General features: G+C 67.2%; 25 protein-coding genes. 11 read left to right on the plus strand and 14 right to left on the minus strand.

Features of this window, described 5'->3' with window-relative positions; genetic code table 11:
- The first annotated feature begins 47 nt into the window (after positions 1-47).
- The 3 genes from IEV67_RS01150 to IEV67_RS01160 are packed head-to-tail and all read left to right on the plus strand — an operon-like array spanning position 48 to position 1,779.
- A complete protein-coding gene (locus IEV67_RS01150; protein ID WP_188434698.1) occupies positions 48-716 on the plus strand; it encodes a hypothetical protein in 669 nt (222 codons plus the stop codon).
- Positions 713-1,273: a hypothetical protein gene (locus IEV67_RS01155; protein WP_188434699.1), complete on the plus strand. Its 561-nt coding sequence runs from the start codon at positions 713-715 to the stop codon at positions 1,271-1,273. The genes IEV67_RS01150 and IEV67_RS01155 overlap by 4 nt, the downstream gene beginning before the upstream one ends.
- Complete coding sequence (locus tag IEV67_RS01160; RefSeq protein ID WP_188434700.1) at positions 1,270-1,779, plus strand: hypothetical protein; 510 nt, start codon at positions 1,270-1,272, stop codon at positions 1,777-1,779. Before IEV67_RS01155 ends, IEV67_RS01160 begins: the two co-directional genes overlap by 4 nt.
- Here the strand turns inward: IEV67_RS01160 and IEV67_RS01165 are convergent.
- The 11 genes from IEV67_RS01165 to IEV67_RS01215 all read right to left on the minus strand — a co-directional run bounded on the left by IEV67_RS01165 (position 1,663) and on the right by IEV67_RS01215 (position 13,764).
- On the minus strand, positions 1,663-2,958 hold the full coding sequence (locus tag IEV67_RS01165; RefSeq protein ID WP_188434701.1) for a hypothetical protein: 1,296 nt from the start codon (positions 2,956-2,958) through the stop codon (positions 1,663-1,665). The genes IEV67_RS01160 and IEV67_RS01165 overlap by 117 nt on opposite strands.
- 4 nt (positions 2,959-2,962) lie before the next feature.
- Positions 2,963-4,378, minus strand: coding sequence for a sulfatase family protein (locus IEV67_RS01170; RefSeq protein WP_188434702.1), 1,416 nt, complete (start codon positions 4,376-4,378; stop codon positions 2,963-2,965).
- Positions 4,375-5,892, minus strand: coding sequence for a sulfatase family protein (locus tag IEV67_RS01175; protein WP_188434703.1), 1,518 nt, complete (start codon positions 5,890-5,892; stop codon positions 4,375-4,377). Before IEV67_RS01175 ends, IEV67_RS01170 begins: the two co-directional genes overlap by 4 nt.
- Before the next feature lie 7 nt (positions 5,893-5,899).
- Positions 5,900-6,922 (minus strand): aliphatic sulfonate ABC transporter substrate-binding protein, encoded by a 1,023-nt coding sequence (locus tag IEV67_RS01180; protein ID WP_188434704.1) that lies wholly within the window; start codon positions 6,920-6,922, stop codon positions 5,900-5,902.
- 27 nt (positions 6,923-6,949) lie between these two features.
- The gene (locus tag IEV67_RS01185) at positions 6,950-7,756 is read right to left on the minus strand and encodes an ABC transporter ATP-binding protein (protein ID WP_229702609.1); all 807 of its coding nucleotides are present in this window, start codon (positions 7,754-7,756) and stop codon (positions 6,950-6,952) included.
- Positions 7,753-8,616 carry an ABC transporter permease gene (locus IEV67_RS01190; protein WP_229702611.1) on the minus strand — a complete coding sequence of 288 codons (864 nt, stop codon included), beginning with the start codon at positions 8,614-8,616 and terminating at the stop codon, positions 7,753-7,755. Before IEV67_RS01190 ends, IEV67_RS01185 begins: the two co-directional genes overlap by 4 nt.
- A gap of 55 nt (positions 8,617-8,671) precedes the next feature.
- Complete coding sequence (locus IEV67_RS01195) at positions 8,672-9,904, minus strand: ROK family transcriptional regulator (protein WP_229702613.1); 1,233 nt, start codon at positions 9,902-9,904, stop codon at positions 8,672-8,674.
- Positions 9,905-10,025: 121 nt separating this feature from the next.
- Positions 10,026-11,879 (minus strand): family 43 glycosylhydrolase, encoded by a 1,854-nt coding sequence (locus tag IEV67_RS01200; protein ID WP_229702615.1) that lies wholly within the window; start codon positions 11,877-11,879, stop codon positions 10,026-10,028.
- 216 nt (positions 11,880-12,095) lie between these two features.
- Entirely contained in the window at positions 12,096-12,440 is a 345-nt protein-coding gene (locus tag IEV67_RS01205) for a DUF202 domain-containing protein (protein ID WP_188434708.1), read from the minus strand.
- A complete protein-coding gene (locus IEV67_RS01210) occupies positions 12,437-12,802 on the minus strand; it encodes a YidH family protein (protein WP_188434709.1) in 366 nt (121 codons plus the stop codon). The genes IEV67_RS01205 and IEV67_RS01210 overlap by 4 nt, the downstream gene beginning before the upstream one ends.
- Positions 12,799-13,764 (minus strand): formylglycine-generating enzyme family protein, encoded by a 966-nt coding sequence (locus IEV67_RS01215; protein ID WP_188434710.1) that lies wholly within the window; start codon positions 13,762-13,764, stop codon positions 12,799-12,801. The genes IEV67_RS01210 and IEV67_RS01215 overlap by 4 nt, the downstream gene beginning before the upstream one ends.
- A gap of 159 nt (positions 13,765-13,923) precedes the next feature.
- On the opposite strand from IEV67_RS01215, the gene IEV67_RS01220 reads away from it, so the two are divergent.
- Entirely contained in the window at positions 13,924-15,246 is a 1,323-nt protein-coding gene (locus IEV67_RS01220) for a VCBS repeat domain-containing M23 family metallopeptidase (protein ID WP_188434711.1), read from the plus strand.
- Between the two features lie 56 nt (positions 15,247-15,302).
- Positions 15,303-15,791 carry a hypothetical protein gene (locus IEV67_RS01225; protein WP_188434712.1) on the plus strand — a complete coding sequence of 163 codons (489 nt, stop codon included), beginning with the start codon at positions 15,303-15,305 and terminating at the stop codon, positions 15,789-15,791.
- On the opposite strand, the gene IEV67_RS01230 is transcribed toward IEV67_RS01225, so the two are convergent.
- Positions 15,760-18,144: an FdhF/YdeP family oxidoreductase gene (locus IEV67_RS01230; RefSeq protein WP_229702617.1), complete on the minus strand. Its 2,385-nt coding sequence runs from the start codon at positions 18,142-18,144 to the stop codon at positions 15,760-15,762. The genes IEV67_RS01225 and IEV67_RS01230 overlap by 32 nt on opposite strands.
- Positions 18,131-19,021 (minus strand): formate dehydrogenase accessory sulfurtransferase FdhD, encoded by an 891-nt coding sequence (gene fdhD / locus IEV67_RS01235; RefSeq protein ID WP_188434713.1) that lies wholly within the window; start codon positions 19,019-19,021, stop codon positions 18,131-18,133. Before fdhD ends, IEV67_RS01230 begins: the two co-directional genes overlap by 14 nt.
- 53 nt (positions 19,022-19,074) lie before the next feature.
- On the opposite strand from fdhD, the gene IEV67_RS01240 reads away from it, so the two are divergent.
- From IEV67_RS01240 to IEV67_RS01265, 6 genes are all read left to right on the plus strand, one after another.
- The gene (locus tag IEV67_RS01240) at positions 19,075-20,277 is read left to right on the plus strand and encodes a molybdopterin molybdotransferase MoeA (protein ID WP_188434714.1); all 1,203 of its coding nucleotides are present in this window, start codon (positions 19,075-19,077) and stop codon (positions 20,275-20,277) included.
- Positions 20,274-20,864 (plus strand): molybdenum cofactor guanylyltransferase, encoded by a 591-nt coding sequence (gene mobA, locus IEV67_RS01245; protein ID WP_188434715.1) that lies wholly within the window; start codon positions 20,274-20,276, stop codon positions 20,862-20,864. The genes IEV67_RS01240 and mobA overlap by 4 nt, the downstream gene beginning before the upstream one ends.
- Positions 20,857-21,117, plus strand: a complete 261-nt coding sequence (locus tag IEV67_RS01250) for a DUF6457 domain-containing protein (protein ID WP_188434716.1) — start codon at positions 20,857-20,859, stop codon at positions 21,115-21,117. Before mobA ends, IEV67_RS01250 begins: the two co-directional genes overlap by 8 nt.
- A 118-nt stretch (positions 21,118-21,235) precedes the next feature.
- Positions 21,236-22,462 carry a formaldehyde dehydrogenase, glutathione-independent gene (fdhA, locus tag IEV67_RS01255; protein WP_188434717.1) on the plus strand — a complete coding sequence of 409 codons (1,227 nt, stop codon included), beginning with the start codon at positions 21,236-21,238 and terminating at the stop codon, positions 22,460-22,462.
- Positions 22,459-22,860 (plus strand): GlcG/HbpS family heme-binding protein, encoded by a 402-nt coding sequence (locus tag IEV67_RS01260; RefSeq protein ID WP_188434718.1) that lies wholly within the window; start codon positions 22,459-22,461, stop codon positions 22,858-22,860. The genes fdhA and IEV67_RS01260 overlap by 4 nt, the downstream gene beginning before the upstream one ends.
- Before the next feature lie 57 nt (positions 22,861-22,917).
- Positions 22,918-23,745, plus strand: coding sequence for a helix-turn-helix transcriptional regulator (locus IEV67_RS01265; RefSeq protein ID WP_188434719.1), 828 nt, complete (start codon positions 22,918-22,920; stop codon positions 23,743-23,745).
- Positions 23,746-23,747: 2 nt separating this feature from the next.
- Here IEV67_RS01265 and IEV67_RS01270 read toward each other — a convergent pair whose 3' ends face one another.
- On the minus strand, positions 23,748-24,125 hold the full coding sequence (locus IEV67_RS01270; RefSeq protein WP_188434720.1) for a YciI family protein: 378 nt from the start codon (positions 24,123-24,125) through the stop codon (positions 23,748-23,750).
- Positions 24,126-24,157: the final 32 nt, after the last annotated feature.

Below are 24,157 nucleotides of genomic sequence, written 5' to 3' on the forward strand. Positions count from 1 at the left end.
GCGATGTCAACTAATCGAGTCACCTCCGGGCTGGATAGGCTGACTCCGTGATCAGAGTGGGGGATGCGGTCGGCAGAGCACGCGGCGCCGTCGTTCGCGTTTCTCGCACCGCCTTCAGCCGGCGAGCCGCACCCGCGTGGATCGCCGGAGCTGCCGTAGTGGCCGGCCTCGTGACGATCGTCGCCTTGGGCGGACTCGGCAGGAGCGAGGCGACGCCGACTCTCCTCACCGCCGGCGATGAAGTGAGGATGCCGCTCTACGCCGTCACTGTGCTCGACGCTGCGCTCACCGACGAGGTCGAAGAAGAATCCTTCAGCGCAGAGCCCGGCGAGACGTTGGTGATCGTCACAGTGCAGCTGGAGAACCTCACCGACCGGCCGATCGGCGTCGGTCTGGCTGCCGACAAGGTGGAATCGCACCTCATCGGCCTGAGCAACCCTCTCCTCAGCCTCACGGGCATGACACCGACCGAAAGACCTCGGGTATGGCGCGGCGACGGCTCCGCGGGGCCCGTCTTCCTTCAGCCGGGAGTGCCGAGCGAGGTCACGCTGGCATGGACCGCACCGGATGCCGTCTTCGCAGACGGCATCGTCGAACTCGACGTGTACGAGGCCGTCGAGTCACACGGTCAGATCCTCATCTCGGCCGACCACATCAACTGGCGGCGCGGCGACCTCACCGCGAGGATCACCGTCGATACGAAGGACGGCCGATGAAGCGCGCCCTCCCCTGGCTGCTCGGTGCGGCGCTCGCCCTCACGGCCGGCGTCATCAGTGTCAACACCCCGGGCGACGAGGTGTACCGCGCTCCGTTCCTGATCCAGGGCGCAGGCGGTCAGCATCCGGTGACTTCGCGCACGTTGACCGCGACGGTGCTCGACACGTCATTCGCCGACCGGGTGACGGTCGACGACGCCGATTGGCATGCCGACGGCAACTGGCTCGTCGTCACCGTCGCAGCGTCGGCACCACGGACCGAGGTCGATGCCCGTATCCAGCTCGCGACACTCGTGATCGGCGACCGGGTCTTCCGATCGAGCGAGCGTCCGGGCGACTCCATTACGGATGCCGATCTTCGCGTCGGCGTCGACACGGTGGGGATGCTGGCTTTCGAACTTCCTCCGGACGTGCAGACGGGCAGCGGCGAGCTGCGCCTGACCACCTCTTTCGCCACCCCGGTGCTCGACGACGTCGTCGTGCTGCCGTTGTCGCTCGATGATCTGCCGCGGGTTGAGAACGTCGATTTCGCCGCCCCGACGCTGGCCGTCTCGTGAGGCAGCGCATCGTGACGTGGTGGAAGCGCCGGCGCGTGGCCGTGGCGGCACTCGCTGTGGCCGCGGTCGCCAGCGTCGGTGTGCACGTGTGGCTGGATGTCATCCCCTCGGTCCAGTCCCAGGCGCAGACCATCACGAACATCGACGATGGCGACAGCGTCGAGATCGCCGGTCAGACGATGTCTCTGCGCTCGGCACGGTGGGATGAGTTCGAGGCGCCGGAAGGGATGCGAACGGTCAGCGTGCGGCTGAACGCCGGCGGCGGCGAAGACGCGACCTGGTGTCGTGAGTTCATCCTGGCCGAAGCGCATGGCGATCGGGCGTGGCTGGATGCTCGCTCCGTCGTCGATGTGCCGTACGACGCGGGCGAGGCCTCGTGCCGCGACGAGTCATTCGCCTACGAGATCCTTGCGGTCTTCCTCGTCCCTGACGATGCCGTCGGGCCCTTCCACTTCGACATTCCCGGCGAACCCGGTGATGTGACCCGATTCACCGTCGAGGAGTGACTCGTCGGCGTCTGCGCCGCCGACCGTCTCCCTCGAGTCGAGCCCTGCCTCCGGGCGCGCGATGACCGCGTCATACGCCGTGGCCACGATCGCCACGCGCAGCGGCTCGGCGACGGCGGCCACCGCGATGGTGAGGAGCGGCAGGAAGGCCGACCAGAACCAGGTCTCGTGGCCTCCCACCGTGCGCAGCAGGGCCTGAGTACCGAGTCGTTCGGCGAACGCCCAGAGCGCGTACGCGAGCACAGCCGCTCCGAAGATGACCGGCCCGCCTCGCCAGACGACGGCGACTGCCGCCCACAGGCTCTCGAAGCGCTGGAGCATCGTCCGTGACAGCGTCGCGGCTGTGCCGCGCAGTGCGGCGAGGCCTCGCTCGACCGGCGCCGGTGCAGAGCTGAAGGTCGTGCCGTAGATGACACCGGCGACGGCCAGCCAGGCGGCGGGGACGAGCAGCACGGCGGCGAACACGCCGAAGATCCACAGCATCCCCTCCCACAGCGCCGCGATCGGAGCGATGTTGAGCGCGAACCAGTCGCCGATGCCCTGCAGCCAGCCCATGCCGGTCGTCCCGTCGAGCCACTGCCTGGTGTCTCCCCACCACTGGACGACGAGGGTGAAGAGCATGAAGGTCCACAGCACCTCGGCGTAGGCGGCGAGCGCCAGCGTCCACGAGGGGAGCCGCGCGCTGTACTTCGAGAATGCGAGACGGGCGGCGAGCGCGATCACCAGCACGGTGATCGGCAGCACGCCGACTGACACCAGGCCACCTCGATCGCCGAGCTGCTCGGCGTCGAAGTTCGCGTCGTAGAACGCTATTGAGCTCGCGATGTTGAAGAACTCGTACAGGTCGGTGTTCAGCATCCCCCACGCCGAGTAGAAAGCGAAGAACGGCAGGATCGACACGAGGACCACCCGTCCGAACTCCCGGTATCCCTCGGTCGCGGGCGCCGCGACGTGCGGCAGCGACCGCCGCACGGTGAGGTACATCGCGACGTACGCGATGAGCTTCGCCGCGACGGCGAGCGGAAGCAGCAGCAAGCCCCCGAGTGTCGTGTGCCCGCCGACGAAGCCGGCGAGCTGCAGCAGCAGCTGGTGCACGGCCTCTCCCCCGAGGTACCACGCGATCAGCGCCGGCCAGTGCCGCGCGAGGATGCGCCCGAACGTGCGGAGGGGCTGTGGCATGGACCTAACGTATCGGAGCGGGCTCCGAGGGATGCGGTTCATCGCCGACAGCCAGCTGCGCTTCGCGCAGCGCCGTTCGCATCCGCCTTAACACGTCTGCGTTGGCCGGGTCGGATGCGACGTTGCGCACCTCGTCCGGATCCGCATCGAGGTCGTACAACTCCCACTCCCCGGGATAGGTGAACGTCCCTGTCCCGGGGAGGCCAAGCCCGTCGTTGTAGAAGTAGATGAGCTTGTGGCGCGCCGTGCGGTAGCCGTAGTGCGCAGGCGCGCGATGGAAGATGTCGTCGTGCTCCCAGTAGCGGTAGTAGAAGCCGTCCGGCGCTTCGGAGCCGGCCACACCGCCGAGATCGCCCAGGAAGCTGCGGCCCTGCATCTGCGGCGACACATCGACGCCCGCGGCATCCAGAATCGTCCGCGCGAAATCCACGTTCGTGACGATGCCCTCATGCCTGATGCCCGCTGGGATCTGCCGCGGGTACGACATCACCAACGGCATACGAATCGACTCTTCGTACATGAAACGCTTGTCGAACCACCCGTGATCGCCGAGGAAGAACCCCTGATCGGAGGCGTACATCAGCAAGGTGTCATCGAACTCGCCGCGCGCCCGAAGCCAGTCGCTGACGCGCCCGACGTTCTCGTCGACCGCGTCGACGCATCGCAGGTAATCCTCCATGAAGCGCTGGTACTTCCACAGCGCCTCGTTCTCGTAAGAGAGCCCGGCCGGAGGATCCGCCTTCAGGTCGTCGGTGTTGAGGTTCTCGGCGATGCGCATCGCCGCACGCCGCGACGACGACGTGCGTGTGGCATAGTCGTCGCCCCAGGTGCGCGGAACCGGGATTGGCTCGCGATGACGTTCAGCGTGCCGCTCGGCCGGCTGCCACGGGCGATGCGGTGCCTTGTGCCAGATGAGCACGCACCACGGTTCATCTCCCTCGAGCGATTCGAGCCAGCGCAGCGCCAGATCGGTGATCAGGTCGGTCGCGTATCCCTTCTCGGTGCGCAGACCGCCAGCACTGAGGAAGGTCGGGTCGATGTACTCGCCCTGCTCGATCAGCACGTCCCAGTAGTCGAACCCCTCGGGGTCATGCCCCTCACCGTCGCCCATGTGCCATTTGCCGACGATCGCGGTTCGGTAGCCGGCATCCTTCAGCTGCGACACGAACGACCGCTGCGACGCGTCGATCGGCGTCACCAGAGTCGTCACGCCGTTGATGTGGCTGTAGGTCCCGGTGAGGATCGACGCCCGGCTCGGAGAGCACAGCGAGTTCGTCGCGAAGCAGTTCTCCACGAGCGCACCAGCCTCCGCGATCTCATCGATCCGCGGTGTCGTGTTGACGACCGAGCCGTATGCGCCGATGGCGTGCGCGGCGTGGTCGTCTGTGAGGATGAGCACCACATTCGGGCGCCGTGTCATGCGAGCGATGCCTCATCCCCGCTGACGCGATACGTCGTCTCGTCGAGGCCCGACTGGGTCGGATCGTAATCGACCTCCCCCACGTCATACATCGTCGTCATCCAGTGGTAGAAGTTATCGCCGCGCTCGCGCAGCACGGTGTAGAGCCGTTTCATCATTCGCTGGCGCACCGGCACCATCTCCGGATGGTCGTAAACGTTGAGAAGCTCATCCGGATCGGCGTGCAGATCGTAGAGCTCGTTCACGGAATCGGGATTCACGACCAGCTTGTGATGGTCATCTCGAAGCATCCGCTGCGGATACGGGAAGTGATGTCCGTGGAACTCGCACACGATGTCCTGGGCCCAGTCCGGCTGCTGCTCGCCCCGCGCCATCGGCAGCAGGCTGCGCGAGTCGATCGCCGGCGAAGGGTCGATTCCCGCGAGATCGAGTATTGTCGCCGTGGCGTCGAGCAGGCTCACGAACTCGGTGCGCACCTGGCCAGCACGTCCGCCCGGCACCCGCAGAATGCCCGGCGTGCGGTAGATGTCCTCATACATCGCAGGACCCTTGTCATGCAGCCGATGCGATCCGGTGAACTCACCGTGGTCGCACGTGAAGAACACCGCCGTGTCGTCGACGAGCCCGAGTCGCTCGAGCGCGTCCATTACGCGACCGATCTGCTCATCGATGAGCGCCACATAGCCCCAGTAGATCGCGATGAGCTTGCGCGTCACCTCGAGAGGCATCGTGTCGAAGGTCCAATGCGCGCTGTAGTTGCGCTGCACGGGCGGCTTGCCCTCGAACGTCTCGGCGATCGACTTCGGAAGTTCGATCTGCTCCGGATCGAACATGTCGAAGTACGCATCGGGAACGATGTACGGCAGATGCGGACCGAAGAAGTTCAACTCGAGGAAGAACGGCTTGCCGTCACGCTCCGTGTCCGCCGCGTATTGCTCGAGAAGCTCGATGGTCCGCGTGGCCAGGTAGTACTCGAAAGTCGCCTCCACCGGCTGGTGGAGCCGGGCAGCCAGAAGGTTGCCCGGCCCGCCATTGGGCAGCGTGCCTCGGATGCGGTCACTGATCCGGTAGGGCGGAAGGTCGCGCTCGCGCAGGAAGCCGAGGTAGTCCTCGTTCTCGACGGGGTTGTGCCAGCCGGGAAGATCAGGACCGTCGAAACCGAAGTCCGCGGCGTTCTTCTCGGTGCCGGCGTGCCATTTGCCGACCAGGCCGGTGTTGTATCCGTTCTCTCTGAGCGCCTCGACGAAGGTGAAAGTGCCTTCGGCGAGGTCTTCGCGATACCCGACGTTGCGCTCGTGGTTGGCGAGCACTCTGTGGCGGAACGGCGCCTGCCCGGTGAGCAGGCTCGCCCGCGCCGGCGTGCAGATGGCGGTCGGTGTGTACCAGCGATCGAACCGCGTACCGGTGCGCGCCAGCTCATCGAGCACAGGCGTCGCCGCCAGGGCGTTGCCGTACGCCCCGAGCGTGTCCGCGCGGTGCTGGTCGGTCATGAGGAAGAGGATGTTGCTCGGCATTAGGAACTTACTCGCCAGCCTTCAGGAACAGGTCACCGGTGTAGAACTCGGACGGGTCGACAGGGGCCTCGAGCTTGCCGGCCTCCACGAAGTAGTCGACCATTCCCGACAGCCACTTGTTGACAGTGCCGTCCTCGGTCATCGTGTCGATCTCGTCGAGCGACAGAACCTGCACGTTTCCGGCGTCGGCCTTGACCTGCTCCGGGTCGAGTGCCGAGAACTCTGCGGTGAGCGTGATCGCCTCGTCGAGGTTCTCCGCCCTGAACTCGGTCGCGTCGCGCAGCGCCTTGAGCACGCGGTCCACCTTCTCCGATTCGTCGGCGACGACGTCATTGCCGGCGACGAACACGGTCGGGAACGACACGGTGTCCTCGAAGTCGCTGTTCTCCGCGAGGGTGACGAGGTCGGGCACCTGCTGTTCGACTGTGGCGAGCGCGGGGTACCAGAATCCGGCGCCGTCCACCTGCTTCGACGACAGGGCGGCGACGATCGCCGCCGGCTCCATCGCGACAGCGTCGATGTCGTCCTTCGTCATCCCCGCTTCCTTCAGTGCGAGCGTCAGGATCATGTCACCGGACGTGCCCTCCGGATAGGCGACGGTCTTGCCCTTGAGGTCTTCGATCGAGTCGATACCGGCCTGCGCGACCACGCGGTCGGCCTGGCCGAGGGTGTTGATGGCCACGACCTTCGCCTGGCCGGACGCCGGCAGCCACATGGCGCCGGGACCGATGTAGCCGAAGTCCAGATCGCCGGTGCCGAGCGCCTGGATCTGCAGCGGACCGTTGGTGAAGGTCTGGGCGTTCACCTTGAGTCCGTACTTGTCCCAGAGTCCCTGGTCCTCAGCGATGGCCAGCAGGCTCGTGCCGTTGAAGTCGGGGATGTAGCCGAAGTCGACGTCGAGCACGTCGTCGTACTCGCTCTCGACATCCTCTGATCCCGTGTCGCCGCCAGGCGCGGTGCAACCGGCGGCGAGGAGCAGGACAGCGGCGCCCACGGCTGCGGAGCCGAGGATTTTTCGGGTGATTCGCATTGCATTTCCCTTCGGATGGGTAACGCGTCAGGACGACGCGGTTCCGGCGACGATGCCGGCTTCTTGGTGGTAGACCGAATGCCATACGCGGTTGCGCAGTTCGGTGAACTCCGGGCTGAGCCGGACGTCTTCCGCGCGCGGATACGGCAGGTTCACATCGATGACGTCGTAGATGCGCCCAGGGCGAGCGGCCATCACGATCACGCGGTTTCCGAGGAATACGGCTTCATCGACGTCGTGCGTGATGAACATCACGGTGCGCTTCTCACTGCTCCAGGTCTCGAGCAGCTGTTCCTGAAGCTTCACGCGGGTGAGTGCGTCGAGAGCCCCGAACGGCTCGTCCATGAGCAGGATCGACGGGTTCACCGCGTACGCACGTGCGATGGCGCAGCGCTGCTTCATGCCGCCGGAGAGCATCTTCGGCAGCGCGTCGGCGAACTGCTCGAGGCCGACCATCCGGATGAAGTGCTCGGCGCGCTCACGACGCTCGGCCTTGGGAAGGCCCGCCAGTTTGAGACCGAACTCGACGTTCTTGCGCACGGTCAGCCACGGGAACAGCGCGTACTGCTGGAAGATCACTCCGCGCTCCGGGCCCGGTCCGTGCACACTCTTGCCGTCGACGAGCGCTTCTCCGGCGGTGGGCTCTTCGAGCCCCGCGAGGATGTTCATCAGTGTCGATTTGCCGCACCCGGACGGGCCCACCACGGTGACGAACTCGTTGTCGGCGATGTCGAGATCGACCCGTTCGAGTGCGACGAACTCGGTGTCCTTGAGTTCGAAGGTCTTGCGGATGCCGCGGACGGAGATCTTCGCGGGGTTCGTTGTGTCGTTCATCGGCGTTCCTGCCATGCGGTGAGCTTCGTTTCGGCCAGAAGAAGAAGTCGATCCATCGCCAGGCCGAGGATGCCGATGATCACGATGTTGACGAAGATCGTCGCGAGGTCGTAGTAGATCTGGGCCTGCTGCATGCGGAACCCGAGACCGGCCTGCGCGGCGAGCAGCTCCGCTGCCACGAGCGTCGCCCAGGCGGAGCCCAGCCCGACTCGCATGCCGACGAGGATGAACGGCGTCGAGGCCGGCACGATCACCCGTGCGAAGATCGTGCCGTCCTTCGCACCCAGTACTCGCGCCGCGTTGATCAGCGTGCGGTCGACGCTGACGACTCCCTGGTAGGTGGAGATCACACAGGCGAGGAATGCCGCGAGGAAGATCACGAACACCTTCGGAAGCTCGCCGATACCCATGAGCACGAGCACGAGCGGCAGCAGTGCCAGTGGCGGGATCGTGCGGAAGAACTGGATCCACGGTTCGAACAGGCCGCGCGCCGCGGTGTACCAGCCCATCAGGAAGCCGACCGGGATCGCTGCAGCCGTGCCGAGCACGAAGCCGGTGAGCACGCGAGCGAGGCTCGCGACCACGTCCTCCTGGACGATTCCGGCGTTCCACATCTGGATCGCCTTCTGCAGCACCTCGGGTGGCGTGGGCAGCTGCAGTCCGCTTTCGGCGAGCACCCACCAGATGGCGATGCCGCCGACGATGGACACCGCGTTCAGGATGACCAGCTTCATGCGCTTGGACATCCGTCGCCGCGGCGCCCTGCGTCCGGTGCCTGGCCCCGGGAGTGCGACACCGGTCGTCGCGGTTCCTCCGGATGCGACGGATCGAGCCGCCGCCTGCTCCATCGAATCGGTCACTTCGATCACCTGCTCCATCGGTCGCCCCGTAGGACATCTGCTCTGGGTCGTGCGCTCATCGTGCGCTCCTTCGGTGCTGGGGTGCGGGTTCGGCCGACTCGGCGTCGGGGTAGCCGGCCAGCAGGGGGGATTGGTGGAAGATCGCGGCGATGGCGCCGAGTGCCCCACCGTCGTCACGCAGTTGCGCGGCGCGCACGATCTGGGGCTGATCCGAGGGAATGGAGTACAGCTCGAAACGCAATGCCGCCGCAGCCGCCTCGACGAGCGCGGGCGCGACGTGCACGATCTCGCCCGCGATGACGACTTCGCGCGGGTTGAGCACCATGGCTGCGGCGCCGAGGACTCGGCCGATGGTCGAGCCGACATCGCGGAGCACCGCGTCGATGTGCGGGTCACCCTTCGCCACGGCCGCCTCGAGGTCGTCGAGGCTCTCGATCTGCACCCCGGCTTCGCGGCAGGCGCGCATGATCGCGGGGGCGGATGCGATCGTCTCCAGGCATCCGCGCTTGCCGCAGCGGCAAGTGGTACCGGTCGGGTCCGCTGTGACGTGACCGAGCTCCCCCGCGAACCCGCGCGATCCGGTGGCGAGACGTCCGGAGACGACCAGGCCGCCGCCGACGCCGTCGGCGAGGCGAAGGTAGAGGAGGTTGTCGACGGCATCCGGTCGGGCGATCGCCTCGGCGAGCGCCGCGAGCCTGGTGTTGTTGTCGACCATCACCGGTGCAGCGAAGCGGGCGGCGAAGGCGGCTTCGACGCCTTCGGGTGCGATCCGGCCCTTCCAGTTGACGGCAGGTCGGGCGGAATGCTCGGCCGTGTACGGACCCGGCACGCCGATCCCGACTGCCTGCAGTGCTCCGAAGTGCACTCCGGTCTCTTCGGAGAGTCGGTCGATGCGGTCGAATGCCTGGTTGATGCGGTCCGGCCACGCCGTACCGTCGGCATAGCGCGCGACCCCTTGCGCGATCACTTCGTGCGAGGCGTCGGCGACCACGATGTTCACTCGGCGGTGGCCGAAGTCGACGCCGAGGTACTGACCCGAACCCGGGTCGAGCGCGAGCCGCTCGGCAGGCCGTCCGCTGCCGGCTCGGGTCGACGCGTCGGTGTCTGCCACAACGATCGCTCCGCGCTGAAGAAGCTGCGCAGTGATCTCGGAGAGCGTCGTGCGCGACAGCCCGACGCGTGCCGCGAGGTCGCCACGGCTGAGTGCTCCGTGTGCGCGCAGTGCAGCCAGCACGCGCTCCTCGTGCGTTCTGCGCACCAGGGCGTGGACTCCGATCGTCATTGACATGAGAGCAAGATTCTCAGGGTCGAATTTTTCCGTCAACACCCCGACAAAAAAATCCTCGTATTTGATCGCACAGCGTCAGAACCACTGCCCCGGCCCACTTCTGCGGGCCGGGGCAGCAGCACTATGTGACGGTGACCGTGATCGGCTTGGACGAGGTCTCACCGTGCTCATTGATGAAGACGACGACCAGCGTGTGCGTGCCGGACGCGACACCGGCGAGCTCGACGTCGGCGTGCTGTGCGGCCGGCGTCGCAGAGGTCAACGAGCCGGACCCGACCTCCGCACCGTCGAGTTCGAAACGGTACGCAGTGGCGTTCGTCCCCCACCAGAGGTCGGCAGTGACGGTGAATGCGTCGTCGCGATCCCAGTTGTCGTGCGAGACGATCGGCACTGACGGAGCGGCATCGCGTACTGTCACCGTCGTCGAGGTCGTGCTCGTCGCGCCGTACGGGTTGATCAACTCGGCGGTGTACTCGTATGTGCCGTTGTCTCTGCCCTCGACGGGAACGACGACGTGCTGCGGCGCGCCCGGGGTCACATCGAGGGGCCGCTCGTGCACCAGGTCTCCGTTCTCGTAGACGCGCACCGAACGGCCCGGCGTGCCCCACCACAGGTCCACCGCGATCTCGTAGTCGCCGTCGTGAAGTCCGTACTCGTGGCCGCTCGTGTCCGAGAGCGTCGCACGGCCAGGGGCCCGCGATTCGATCGACCCCTGCGCGACCGCCAGCAGGTCGCCGTTCGGGCCGGAGTGCTCCAGCCGCACGACACCGGGCAGCGCGGCGTCATCGATCTTCGACGGCTGCGCCCAGTATCCCGCGTTGGGATTGCGGAAGAACGTCGCCCAGACCGTGCCGTCCTCATCCTCGAACATGTTGTTGTGGCCCGCGCCGATCGCGGCTGTGTATCGGGGCGAGTACGGCCCCTCGAATGAATCGGAGACGGCGACGATCGCGTCGTACTGGTCCTTGACGCCGCCCGAGTCGGGCAGATATGACCACGTCGGATCGTCCGGCGTGCCGAACTTCAACGCCCACGCGGCGTGCATCAGGTAGTACTTGTCTCCGACCTTGCTCACCGTCGCTCCCTCGAGGTAGGGCTCAGGATCGTACGCCTGTTGATCGAAGCGCGGCAGGTCCGTCGGGTTCTCAAGGTTCTCCATGTCCGGCGTCATCTTCGAGTAGAGGTCGTTGTGCAGCACGAGATAGGTCGCGTCGCCGTCCTGGAAGAGGCCGCCGTCGATGTGGTAGTATTGCGGGTTCGTCGCCTTGACCGGTTCGCCCAGAGGATGCTCGATGCTCGCCTCGATATTGCGGTACGGCCCCTCCGGCCCTCCATCACTGACGAGCATGAACGTGCCGGTGAGTCTGCTCTGGTCGCCCATGGTCGCGGCCAGGTACCACTTCCCGTTGATGTAGTGCAGCTCGGGCGCCCACACATTGCCCGCCTTGGTGGCCGGGTTGTTCGGGTTCCTGTACGACTGCCAATCCGCCACGACCGTGCGGTCGGATGTGTTCTCGCCGACGAACTCGGGCGACCATACCTTGCCCTTGGGCTGGTCCGGGTGGATGCCGGTGGTGTCGACCAGGTTCCACGGCCCTTCCAGGGATGGGGCGATCCACACATAGATCCCGTCATTCCACGGCGCGGCCTTGGTGAGGCCCGGCACGCGGGTCGTGCCGGTCGCGACGTACATCGTCGCGCCGTCGACCTCGAAGCGGTTCACGTAGGTGTCCCTGATCCACACCTGTCCCCGCTCTTCATCCTGCGGACGGAGCTCGAGTTCGAGGATCATCGAGTTCTGGTCGTCGGGCATCAGCTCCGGACTGCCGTCGGCCGCGCCGTACGGGGCGTCGGGCATTGCCTGTGTTGCCGCGGCGAGTGCGGAGGAGTCGGTGCCAGCGGCGCCTCCTCCGCTTCCCACGAGCAGGGCCGCTGTCAAGGCTGCGGCGGTGAGTACAGCTGTCGGGGATCGCATGGGATGGTTCTCCTTCATCATCGAAGACGCCGAATGGGTGCGCGTCAGCGCCGTGCCAGTGGCACGACGGGTATCGGATCCTCGTGGGGTTCCGCGGTCGCTCAGACTCGCCGCGCACGAGGATGCTGGGTGTGTCCGACCCATGAAACGGGCAGCGATTTAATCCGTCAAGAGGCCGGCGGAAAGAGATCCGGCAGCCGTCTCCTCCGCTGCTGCTCAGCCGGAGTGCAGGGCGGTCAGGATCACGACAGCGAGCGAGACGAGGCCGATGGCGAGGACGAGCGCGGCGAGAACCGCGATAATCGACGCCCCGGGCAGCACCCCGCGATCGCCGTCGCGGACGAGCACGCTGTTCACGGCACGGTACCGCCGGCGCGCCGCGAGCCAGAGCGTGGCTGCCAATGCCAGTCCGGCGACGCCGCCGAACGCCCATGCCGGATGTCCGAACGCGACGGGCAGCAGGCGCAGAGCGATGAGTGAGCCGGCGCCGAGGGCGAGTGCCGTGCGGCGCCACGCCAACTCGGTGCGCTCCGGCTGCAGCCCAGGGTCGAACAGAGTCATCGCAGCAGGATTGCGAGCAGCAGGAGCAGACCGGCGAGCGAGACGGCGACCCCGAGCACCGCGCCGAGCGGCGACGACGGCAGCGGCTGCGCGAGGCGCATCGCGCGCTCTGCCCTCCCCCACCCGAACCAGGCCAGTACGGGTGTCACGATGCCGGCGATGACGAGCACGAGCGATGCTGCGAGCCGCAACCCTTGGTGCAGTTCCAGTCCGAGGAGCTCGAGCGCGACGCCACCGGCGAGTAAGGCGAGTGCGGTGCGGATCCAGGCGAGGAAGGTGCGCTCATTCGCGAGGGTGAAGCGCGCGTCTGGCTCTGTCCCATGGCCGTACACCGATGTGGGAAAGCGCGCGCGGCCGCTCACAGGGCCACCGTCCGGAACCCGGCGTTGCCCATGGACGAGTCCGGCGTGTTCTGCGAACGTGCCGAGTTGCGGTAGCGGTTGCAGTACGAGATGTGGCACAGGTAACTGCCCCCGCGCAGCACCCGCGCGTCGCCACCGGCAGGGCCGGTCGGGTCGGATGCCGGCGATGAAAGGTAGTACGAGGCATCGAAGCGGTCGGCGCACCACTCCCACACGTTGCCTACGGGCTGCCACAGCCCGTAGGCGTTGGGAGTGAAGGTGCGCACCGGGGCCGTCGTCGACCAGCCGTCCTCCTCGGTGTTACGCGTCGGGAACTCTCCCTGGAAGATGTTCGCGCGCCAGCCACCGGCATCCACCTCGTCGTCGCCCCATGGATACTTGGCGCCCTCGATACCGCCGCGCGCGGCGTACTCCCACTCGGCCTCGGTGGGCAACCGGCGCCCCGCCCACTCGCAGTACGCGACGGCGTCATTCCAGCTCACGTGCACTGCCGGGTGGTCGCCGAGTTCGTCGACGCTCGACCCTTCCCCGCCTGGGCGGCGCCAGTCCGCGCCACGCACTCCGCGCCACCACGGGGTCTGCGGCGGTACGCCAAGGATGTCGTCCTCCGGAGCCGTCACCGCGAGGTGGAAGACCGCCGAATAACCGAATTGCTCGGCCTCGGTGCGATACCCCGTGGCATCGATGAACGCCGCGAACGCTTCGTTGGTGACCGTGGTCGCGTCGATCGAGAAGGTTGAGAGCGAGACCGGATGCCGCGGCACCTCACCGTCCGCGACGTTGCGATCGCCGGAGGAATCGCCCATCACGAAGGTGCCGGCGGGTATGACGACCTGCTCGATCCTGTGGGTCCCACTTCTCCCCTGCGCCGTGGTGCGTTCCGAGCGCGCGCCGATCGAGAGGAGGGCCGAGCGCGCCGGAGCACCGCATCCGCAATCGCAACCCGCTGAATCGTCAGCCATTTCCGTCCTCCGTATCGACGCCGTTTCGATGGTACCCACGCTGCGACGGCTCGCCGACTCGCGAGAGCTTTCGCAGCGCCGCAGGGTGCGCTCGCGCTGATACTGTGACGTCGGTGGACGCTGTGTCCCTGGGGCCGGCCGAGCTGGAGAGAACTCGACATGAAGCGAATGCCACGATGGCGTCTGGCGCGGTTCGCGATGCTGGCCGCGGTGGCGGTGCTCGTCGGGACGATCGCCCCTTCTCTCACGTCGAGCGCTCCCGCGACGGCTGCGACGGACGGCCAGATGGTGTACCCGGCATCGGGATCGATCGTGTCCAAGGTGGGTGACGGATGCCGCTCGAACTACCGCGATCATGACGGCATCGACATCTCGGGTCAGGGCGGTACACCCATCCTCGCCGCATACGACGGCGTCATCAAGACGCGCGGCTTCAGCAACAGCTACGGGTACTACGTCGACATCCAACACACGTCCGGGTACGTCACGCGCTACGCCCACATGGTCGCGCAGGGATCGGTCGCCCCTGGTGCGCAGGTCGTGCGCGGCCAGCAGATCGGCATAGTCGGCAACACCGGCGCGTCGACGGGCGCGCACCTGCACTTCGAGGTGTGGCGGAACGGATCCGTGTACACCGCGATCAACCAGGGCTTCGTCTGCCTGTCCACCGTCACGCGGGGCGGAACAATCCCGCTGGTCTTTCCCGGGCTCGGCACGGCTGCGCCCGCACCGGTGATGACGGGCGATTACAACGGCGACGGAAAGGCCGACCTCCTCGGCGTCGCCGGAGACAGCGATCTTCATTTCCTCGCGGGCAACGGGAGCGGCGGGTTCCTCAAGGGATCGATCATCACCAGTGCGTGGGGAATCCACCGGCACCTGACCCACACGGATCTCAATGGCGACGGCCGCTCCGACATGCTCGTCGCGCGCAGCGACGGAGTGCTCGAGTACTACGCGGGGAACACCAGCGGCGGGTTCGGTGCGTACGGCACGCCGGGCTCCGGGTGGTACGGGATGCTGCATGTGACGTCGGGCGCCGACTTCACGGGTGACAGTCATCAGGATGTCCTCGGCGTCTCAGCAGCCGGTGTTCTCACGATCTATCGCGGAAACGGCACCGGGGCGCTCCCGGGACCGCATACGGTGGCCGGGAGCGGCTGGAACACCATCCGGTTCATTGCCGGCGGCGACTTCAACGGCGATCGGCTCGGCGACATCATGGCCGTCGGCAATGACGGCAACCTCTACTTCTATCCCGGGCTCGGCGGCCGATTCGGCACCAGGGTCACGATCGGCAGTGGTTGGGGCGCGATGACGGCGTTCACCGGGGGCGTCGACTACAACGGGGACAAGAATGCGGACCTGATCGCGCGCACCTCGTCGGGTGAGCTCTACCTGTACCCGGGAGACGGGACGGGAAGGGTCAGGGGCGGAACACTCATCGGCTCCGGGTGGGGCGGGTACCTGCAGATCGAGTGACGCGCCGGGGTCGAGACCGGACATCGGTGTCTGCGTGCACTCTCTACGATGAGACCATGACCTCAGCTCCGAAGGCCTCGACCATTGCTGTCGTTCTCCTGCTTCTCGGAGGGGCGCTCAGCGGCTGCGCGCCGGAGGCGTCGGAAACGAAGCCGACGCCCATGGCTGGGGAGACGTCGACAGCCGCCTCCCCATCCCCGACGCCTGGTCCTGTTTCACCGACCGCTTCGCCGGAGCAACCAGAGACTCCCCCGGCGTTCACCGAGAGTGAACTGGTGCAGATCTGCATCGACGCGACGACGTCCGCGTACGACCCCGGTGTCGTATTCGATGCCCAGGGCGCGCGGATCGAGAAGCGCACGGTGCCGCCGGAATGGCTCGTGCTGGTGCCCGCTCAGACCAACGGCTACGACGGGGAGTCCGTGTGCACGATCGGCGGCTCGCCGGCGGATCCGGACATCGAGATGGCGTCGGGATCCATTCAGCCGCTACCGGAGGAGCAGATCCAGCGGCTCATCCGCGGCGAGAACGAGGGTGGGGAGTGACCAGCCGATCGCTGGAGCGCGTCACGCGCACGTGGATGCTCTTCATCAGCGGCTGATCGCTCTGCGCACTGAAGTCGGCGTTGCCGACCAGGACGTTCATCTCCGGCATGTAGCCCGCAGCGCTTCCCCGAGGGGTGTCGTACGCCACCGCGCGGTACTCGCGCAGTTCGCGCTGCGAACCGTCCTTCGATGTCGAGACGATGTCGACGAGGTCACCCTGCCAGATACCCCGGTCGCGCATGTCGGCCTCGTTCAGGAAGATGAGCTCGCGCAGGTTCTTCACGCCGCGGTAGCGGTCGCTGGCGGAGTAGATCGTCGTGTTCCACTGGTCGTGCGAGCGCATCGTCTGCAACACCAGCATGTCCTCCGCCGCCGGCCGTACGTCGTGCAGGGCGGGAGCAGAGAAGTCCGCCTTGCCTGATGGCGTGCGGAAGTCGCGCTCGCGAGCCGGCTGCGGGATGCGGAAGCCGTTCGGATGCGAGACGAGCTCGTTGAAACCCTCGAAGCCGGGCAGCACCTTCGCCATCACGTCGCGGATCAGGGCGTAGTCCCGCCCATACGACTCCCAGGGCGTCGCACTGCCGGGCATGGTCGCCCGCGCCATGCGCGCGATGATGTCCGGCTCGGAGAGCAGGTGCTCGGATGCCGGCTTCTTCTTGCCGACCGACAGGTGCACCATGCTCATGGCGTCCTCGACGGTCTGGCCCTGCAATCCGCTGGCCTGCTCGTCGCGTTCGGTGCGTCCGAGGCACGGGAGGATGAGGGCCTTCTCACCGTGCACGAGATGGCTGCGGTTGAGTTTCGTGCTGACCTGCACGGTCAACGCGCACTGGCTCAGCGCCTCCGCCGTGTACGTGGTGTCGGGCGCCGCGAGCACGAAGTTGCCGCCCAGACTGACGAAGACCTTGACGGCGCCCTCGTGCATCTTGTGGATGCTGGCGACGGTGTCGAGCCCCGGCTCGCGCGGCGATGTGATCCCGCAGACCTCGTCGAGCTTGTCCAGCAGCCAGGCCGGCGAATGGTGGTTGATGCCGCAGGTACGGTTGCCCTGCACGTTGCTGTGACCGCGGACCGGCGCCGGCCCTGCACCAGGGCGCCCGATGTTGCCGCGGAGCAGCAACACGTTCGTGAACTCGCGGACCATGTCGACCGCGTGCTCCTGCTGGCTCACCCCGAGACACCAGCTGATGATCGTCTTGTCGGCCTTCAGGTAGATCGCACCCGCCGCCCTGATCTGCTCCTCTGTGAGGCCGGACTGCTGCACGAGCTCAGCCCACGGCGTCGCCTCGACGACGGCGCGATACTGCTCGATCCCCTGGGTGTGCTCGGCGATGAATTCGGTGTCGAGCGCGTTCGGGTCGGTCTCGGCCGCCTCGAAGACGACCTTCGCGATGCCGCGCATCAGCGCCATGTCTCCGCCGATGCGCACCTGCAGGTCGAGCGTGCCGGTCTCGTGCGTCTTGAAGAGCGCCATGTCGACGAAGTCGTGCGGCACGATGGTGCGGCGGGATGCGGCTTCGATGAGCGGGTTGACGTGCACGACCTGCGCGCCGTTCTTCACAGCATCCGACAGTGCGGTCAGCATGCGCGGAGCGTTCGAGGCGGCGTTCACGCCGAGCAGGAAGAGGGCGTCGGTCTGCTCCCAGTCCTCGACCGTCGTGGTGCCCTTGCCGGAACCGATCGATGCGGTCAGTGCGCGGCCGGAGGCCTCGTGGCACATGTTCGAGCAGTCCGGCATGTTGTTCGTGCCGTACTCGCGGATCATCAGCTGATAGAGGAAGGATGCTTCGTTGCTGAGCCGTCCGGAGGTGTAGAAGGTGGCCTCGTCGGGGCTGTCCAGAGCGCGCAGCTCCTCGCCGATGAGCCTGAAGGCATCGTCCCAGCTGATCGGCGCGTAGCGGTCGGTCTCGGGGTCGTAGACCATCGGCTCGGTCAGTCGGCCGGCGTTCTCCAACTCGTGGTCGGTCCACTGCGAGAGCTCGGTGACGGTGTGCTGCGAGAAGAAGCCGCTGCCCACGCGCTTGTGCGTCATCTCCCACGTGACGTGCTTCATGCCGTTCTCGCAGATGTCGAGCTTCAGCCCCTTCTGGTCGTCCGGCCATGCGCATCCAGGGCAGTCGAAGCCCTTGATGGGATGGTTCATGGTGAACATCGCCAGCGCGCCGCTCACCGGCCGCTTCGATTCCAGCAGCACCTCGCCGACCGACAGCGCCGCGCCCCATCCTGCCGCGGCGTGCTCGTAGTCCTCCTGCGACCACGGCCGCGTGGTGACGGGCCCGTATCCGCCCTGCCTGGGTTCGGACGACATCAGTCCGAGCGCTGCGCCGTGCTTGCGGTCGTCATCGATGGTCATGTCCTGCACCTTCCGTCACGAGCAGATCGTCGGATGCCGCCTGCTCCACCCGCACGCGGTGCGGATGCGAGTACACGTTCATGCTCCGCCCCCGGAGGAATCCCACCAGGGTCAGACCCGACTTCTCTGCGAGCTCGGCGGCGAGCGACGAGGGTGCGGACACTGCGGCGAGGACCGGGATGCCGGCCATCACGGCCTTCTGCACGAGCTCGAAGCTGGCCCGGCCCGACACCTGCAGCACGGTCCCGCGCAGGGGCAGCCGGTCGTTCAGCAGCGCCCAGCCGATGACCTTGTCGACGGCGTTGTGACGGCCGACGTCTTCACGCAGCACGAGGAGTTCGCCGGTGGCCGCGCTGAACAACGCCGCCGCGTGCAGTCCGCCGGTCTTCTCGAAGACGTCCTGTCTCTCACGCAGCCGCACCGGGTACGTGACGAGATCCGCGGCATCGACGACCACGTCATCGCCTGCGACGTCGTAACGGGAGACGGTCTCCACCGCGTCGATGCTGGCCTTTCCGCACACACCGCAGGAGCTGGTCGTGTAGAACGCCCGAGCGACGTCGGGTGCGGGCGGCGGCACACCGGGAGCGAGCGTGACATCCAGCACGTTGTACGTGTTCTCCACGCCGCCCGTACCAGGCCCACCGCAGTGGATCGCCGAATGGAATTCCTCACCAGCGCCGATCACGCCCTCGGAGACGAGGAAGCCGGCGGCGAGCTCTACATCAGCACCAGGGGTGCGCATCGTCACGGCCAGCGGTGTTCCGCCGACGCGGATCTCGAGCGGCTCCTCGACGGCGAGCGTGTCGACTCGACGGACGACACCGTCGTCCAGTGCGATCCTCATCACCGACCGCCGTGTCGTGATCCGGCCCATGCCTTCGAGCGTACCCCCGGCTGCGGCTCAGGGACGGGCTAGCGTTGGATCCGATGATCACGATCGACGAGCACCGCGCGCGCATCCTCCACGCCGCCGGCCGCCTGCCCGCAGTGGAGAGCGCCCTCACGGATGCGCAGGGCCTGGTGCTCGCGAGCGACGTGGTCAGCCGCTGGCCCACACCGCTCTTCGACAACTCGGCGATGGACGGCTACGCCGTCCGCGCGGCGGATGCCGTGGCCGGCGCAACGTTGAGGATCGTCGCCGACGTGGCTGCCGGGTCGGACGAGGATCCCGTGCTCGGGCAGGGCGAAGCGGCGCGCATCATGACGGGCGCCGCGATCCCTTCCGACGCGGATGCCGTCGTGCCGCTGGAGCACACGGATCTGGGCACCGCGATCCGTGCCGTGGCGCCCGAACAGATCACGATGCTCGTCGCGCCGGAACGCGGCGCGCACATCCGCCGCCGCGGCGAGGATGCGCCGAGCGGGGCGCTGGCCGTGGCATCCGGAACACCACTGAGCCCGTGGCAGCTCTCCGCCATCGCCTCGGCGGGATTCGAGCAGGTGGCTGTACGCCCCGCCGCCCGAGTCGCGATCATCTCGACGGGCAGTGAGCTCATCGCGCCGTCCGGTACGCCCGCGCGCGGGCAGATCCCCGAGTCGAACTCCGTGCTGCTGGGTTCGGCCGTGCGGAATGCGGGCGCCGTCATCACCAGCATCCGCGTCGTCTCCGACGACCCCACCGAGCTTCGAAACGCGCTCGACGATGTGGATGCCGACGTCGTCATCCTCTCCGGCGGGGCGAGCGTCGGGGCCTTCGACGTCGTCAAGGCGGTGCTCGGCGGTGAGCACGGTGTGCGATTCGATCAGGTCGCGATGCAGCCGGGCAGGCCGCAGGGTTTCGGCGTGCTCGATTCGGGGCTGATCGCGTTCTGCCTTCCGGGGAATCCGGTGAGCGTCGCCGCATCATTCGAGATGCTCGTGCGCCCCGCACTGCGGCAGATGGCCGGGTTCACCGTCGTCGACCGGCCTCGCGTCGTCCGTGCGGCCGGATCTGCGTGGGCCAGTCCCGAGGGGCGAGTCCAGATCCTGCCCGCAGTGTTCGACGACGAGACCGTCCGGCCGGCGACGCGAGGTGGGAGCGGCTCTCACATGGTGACCTCGCTCGCCGCCGCCACCGCGTTCGCCATCGTCCCCGCAGAGGCCGCACGCGTGGAAGAGGGAGACGCCGTGACGGTGCTGGTCTTGTCATGAACGTGCCTGCCACTGCGGCGCTCGTGCTGGCCGGTGGGCGGTCGTCTCGGCTGGACGGCGTGGCGAAGGCGACGGTCGAGGTCGACGGCATCCCGCTGATCGATCACGTGTACGCCGCGGTCCGTGCGTGCACACCGATCATCGCGGTCGGACCGGACGATATCGGACGCTCCGGCATCCGTGTCGTGCGCGAAGACCCTCCGTTCAGTGGACCGGCAGCGGCCGTCGCTGCCGGTGTCGTTGCTCTCGATGGTTCGGATGCCGTCGAGGCGTGGCTGCTCGCCTGCGATCTCCCCCGCGCGACCGAGCTCGTCGCGCGGCTCTCGGAGGTGCCGATCCCCCACGGTGCCGACGCCGTCGTCGCCATGGACGGCGAGGGTCGGATGCAGTGGCTCGCCGGCCGCTACCGCGTCTCCGCGTTGAGGGACGCCGTAGCGCAGCATCCGGAAACCGCCGGAGTGTCGATGCGGAAGCTCTTCGAAGACCTCCGCCTTCACCCCGTCGATGACGACGGCACTGCGGTCGATCTTGATACCTGGGCGGCCGTCGAGGACTATCGAAGCACGCGAAAGGACGACCATGCCTGATGCTCCCGAAGACCTCGACGCCTGGGTCACGGCGCTCGCCGAATCCCTCGGACTCCCTGCCAACCAGCATCCGATCGGCCTGCTGCTCGACCTCACCCGCGATGCCGCGCACGGGGTCGTGCGTCCGGCCGGCCCGTTGACGACGTACCTCGTGGGACTCGCGGTCGCGCAGGGCATGACGGTCGAGGATGCTGTCGCCCGCGCCCGCTCGTCGATCGACGAGTGGAGGACCGACCCGCCGGAACCGGCCTGAACGGGCCGCAACCTACCTGATCGGGTAGGGGCAAACGGTTCGAGAGTAGGTATCTTCCTCGGCGCGACTGGGACAGTCTGGATGTGCGGAGATCCTCCGCCCACGAGGAAGGACGAAGATGTCTGGAAACAGAGCGGTCGCGTACGAGGGCCCCGGGGTCGTGAAGGTGATCGACACCGCCTACCCCGACTTCGAGCTTCACGACGGACCAGGAGTGAACCCCGCGAACGTCGGTCGCAAGATTCCGCACGGCGTCATCCTCCGCACGGTCGCGACCAACATCTGCGGGTCGGATCAGCACATGGTGCGCGGTCGCACGACGGCCCCTGAGGGGCTCGTGCTCGGTCATGAGATCACCGGCGAGGTGGTCGAGGCCGGCCCGGATGTCGAGTTCATCAAGGTCGGCGATATCGTCTCGGTGCCGTTCAACATCAGTTGCGGACGCTGTCGCAACTGCAAGGAGGGCAAGACCGGCATCTGCCTGAACGTCAATCCTGACCGCCCGGGCAGCGCGTACGGCTACGTCGACATGGGCGGATGGGTCGGCGGGCAGGCCGAGTACGTGCTCGTGCCGTACGCGGACTGGAACCTGCTGAAGTTCCCGGACCGCGACCAGGCGCTGGAGAAGATCCTCGACCTCACGATGCTGTCCGACATCTTCCCCACCGGTTTCCACGGTGCTGTCACCGCCGGAGTCGGCGTGGGCTCGACCGTGTACATCGCCGGCGCCGGACCCGTGGGTCTCGCGGCGGCGGTCGGTGCGCAGCTGCTGGGTGCCGCCGTCGTGGTCGTCGGTGACATGAACGAGGATCGCCTTGCGCAGGCGCGCAGCTTCGGCTGCGAGACCATCAACGTCGGCGAGGGCTCGGTGCCCGACCAGCTCGATCAACTGCTGGGGGTGCCGGAGGTGGATGCTGCGGTCGATGCCGTCGGCTTCGAAGCGCGCAGCGAGGGCCACGGGGCGAAGGCCAAGGAGGCCCCGGCTACCGTGCTCAATTCGCTCATGGATGTGACGGGCGCGGGCGGCGCTATCGGCATCCCCGGTCTTTACGTAACGGGAGATCCCGGCGCGGTCGACGATGCAGCCAAGGTCGGATCGCTCTCGATCAGTCTCGGCACCGGCTGGGCGAAGTCGCTCTCCTTCACCACCGGACAGTGCCCGGTCATGAAGTACAACCGGCAGCTCATGATGGCGATCCTGCACGACAAGGCGCATATCGCCACCGCGGTCAACGCCAAGGCGATCACGCTGGACGAGGCGCCGCAGGGCTACGCCGAGTTCGACGCGGGCGCCGCCACGAAATACGTCCTGAACCCCAACGGATACATCAAGGAGCAATCATGACCACCGTCAACCTCGAAGACGCACGTCGCGTCATCGCCGCCGCCGAGAAGAAGGCCACCGAGATCGGCCAGCCCATGAACATCGCCGTCGTCGACTCCGGCGGCAACCTCGTCGCGCACGTGCGACAGGACGGCGCATGGATCGGCAGCGTCAACATCTCGATCAACAAGGCGTGGACCTCGAAGGCCTTCGACATCTCGACGAAGGATCTGGGCGACAACTCGCAGCCGACGCAGCAGTTCTTCGGCATCCAGAACACGAACGGCGGCAAGGTCGCGATCTTCGCCGGCGGCATCCCGCTCGTGCGCGAAGGCGTGGTCGTGGGCGCAGTGGGCGTCAGCGGCGGCTCCGGCGAGCAGGACCACTCTGTCGCAGAAGCCGGAGCGGCAGCGCTCTAGGCATTCACGAGAGCTCCCCGCCCAGACGGGTGGGGAGCTCTCGGGTAGGTTGGCGTCATGTACAGCGAGGATGCTTCTCCGGGAACACGCCGGCTCCTGGTCGATCTGGACCGCACCGTCGCGGATCAGGCCGATCGCCACGCGCTGGAACTCGAGTCTCTGCTGGCGATCCTGAGGTCGCCACGGCTCGACGACCGATCGGCGAGATCGTCCGCGATCGACACGGCGGCGTCGGCGCTCGTGCGACTGAGGACCGAAGCCGACGAGCAGCGCAGCTCGATACTCGAGCCGGTCGTCGGAGCGTTCGCGCGACTGAGAAACGATCTGCGCCCGCTGGAGCGGTTCGGTTCTCTCGAGATCCAGTTCGTCGAGCCGCCCGCCACCGGACGGGCTCTGCCCAGCGAGGTCGCCCACGCCGCACGGGCGATCGTCCGCAACACCATCCTCGGCCTGGTCGACGGCGGCGAGGTCAATCGCGTTCGCGTGCAATGGGACTGCGACGGGCTGAACCTTCTCGTCAGCATCCGGGACGACGGGCGCGGCAATCTGACCGTGCACGACGAATCGCTGCGTCCGATCGCCGAGCGCGTCAGCTCCCTCGACGGCGTGCTGAGCGTGGATGCGACGCCGGGGTGGGGTTCCTCTGTGGATGTGCGGCTGCCCCTGGATCCGCGGTCCGACACCAAGCCGCTTGCGAGCGGAGTGCTGCTGACCGTGCGCGAGCACGATGTGCTGCGCCTCGTCACGGCCGGAGAGCGCAACCAGGCGATCGCCGCTCAGCTCGGGATCAGCGCCAACACGGTCAAATTCCACGTATCGAACCTGCTGCGGAAGGTCGGCGCCAGCACGCGGGCGGAGCTGACGGCGCTTGCGCTGGCACGGTAGGACTACGCTTCGGGCTCCTCCTGCAGAGCACGGACCTCGATACGGCACTGCAGCGCGGCGGACGCCATGGTCGCCCATTCGACTGCGGCATCCGTATCGGCAGCCTCGATCACCCAGAAGCCGCCGACGTATGAGGCCGCCTCCACGAACGGCTCGTCGAGCACCTGCGTCTGGCCAGAGGAGACATCGACGGTCTTCGCGCTCGAAGGCGGGTACAGGCCACCGGCGAAGACGAAAGCACCGGAATCCTTCAGCGCGGTGTTGAACTCGTCGACGGCTGCCATGACCGCGGCGAGCTCCGCCGGGTCGAACTCCTGCATCGACTCCATCGTCGGCTCGGTCGCCGAGTCGTGCGGCACGGTCAAGAAGTACTGAGTCATGATTGATCCTCTCGGTTCTGGGCCACCGGATG

The sequence above is a fragment of the Microbacterium murale genome (assembly GCF_014635185.1).
GTDB lineage: Bacteria > Actinomycetota > Actinomycetes > Actinomycetales > Microbacteriaceae > Microbacterium > Microbacterium murale.